Annotated in this window: 1 protein-coding gene; it reads right to left on the reverse strand. The window is 64.6% G+C overall.

From position 1 onward, the window contains the following. Nucleotides 1–25: 25 nt before the first annotated feature. Nucleotides 26–895 carry an IS5 family transposase gene (locus ACFIF2_RS35825; RefSeq protein ID WP_395577475.1) on the reverse strand — a complete coding sequence of 290 codons (870 nt, stop codon included), beginning with the start codon at nt 893–895 and terminating at the stop codon, nt 26–28. Nucleotides 896–1,132: the final 237 nt, after the last annotated feature.

The raw sequence follows: 1,132 nt of genomic DNA on the forward strand, positions 1-1,132 counted from the left end.
TAAGAGGTCGTTTTCTCCCGTTGTTTCATCCCGGAATCTGCTGTTTGGTCTGCGGTGCCGGGCCGCGCCAGGAGATGGTGTTTTCGCTGGTTAGGCGGCGGGCCATGAGGTCTGTCATCGCTATGAGGATCATGGCTTCGGAGCGGGCGGGCCGGGTTTCGTAGTCGCGGGCCAGGCGGCGGTGGAGCATGAGCCAGCCGTAGGTCCGCTCGACCACCCACCGCTTTGGGATCGGGGTGAATCCCCTGGTCCCGGGCTTGCGTTGCGTGACTTCCATGTCGATGCCGAGGCTGGCTGCGTGCTCGACGAGGTGCTGGCGGTAGCCGCCGTCGACCCAAATCTTGCGGATGCGCGGATGTTCGGCGGCGACCTGGTTCAGTAGCTGGGTGCCGGCGATGGAGTCCTGCACGCTCGCCGCGGTGACCAGCACGGCAAGGAGAAGGCCCGTCGTGTCGGTGACGATGCTCCGTTTGCGCCCGACGATCTTCTTCCCGGCGTCGATGCCCTGACTGGTGGCGAGCACGCTGGTGGAGGTTTTCACGCTCTGCGCGTCGATCACGCAGGCCGACGGTTCGGCCTCTCGGTTTTCCTTCTGCCGTAAGAGTTGCCTCAGCAGGCCGTTGAGCTGGGCGAACACGCCTTCTTGTTGCCACCTGGCGAAGTAGCCGTAGACCGTGTTCCAGTGGGGGAAGTCGTGCGGGAGGTAGCGCCACTGAACCCCGGTGCGGTCGACGTACAAGATCGCGTCCATGATGTCGCGCAGGTCGTGCTCGGGCGGCCGGCCGAAGTCCAGGGCTCGGCCGCGGCGCTCGAAACGCCAGGCCGTCAGGACCGGCTCGATCAACTCCCAGCGGGCATCGGACAGATCACTCGGATACGGGCGTCGCTTCGACATGCATCCGGCGTACTGCCTCGGGCCGAGTGCGCCCAGTCGCGCTGAATCGGCGCTCGAAGCACACAACCTCAAGGACCGGACACCCTGGGATGAGACGGGATTGAGGCCCATTCCGCCCCGTCAGCAACATCCCCTGCCCCGCAGGTATCGACGGCCTCCAAGACCTCGCCGGCACCATCATCCATCACCCAGAGAATCGCCCAATTACGACGCAAGAAAGGTGAAAACGACCTCTAA

It is taken from the genome of Streptomyces sp. BK79 (genome assembly GCF_044142145.1).
Classification (GTDB): Bacteria; Actinomycetota; Actinomycetes; order Streptomycetales; family Streptomycetaceae; genus Streptomyces.

Bases quoted from the DNA above. Each gene is read 5' to 3' on its own strand.
- ACFIF2_RS35825 (WP_395577475.1), bottom strand. From the start codon at position 895: ATGTCGAAGCGACGCCCGTATCCGAGTGATCTGTCCGATGCCCGCTGG.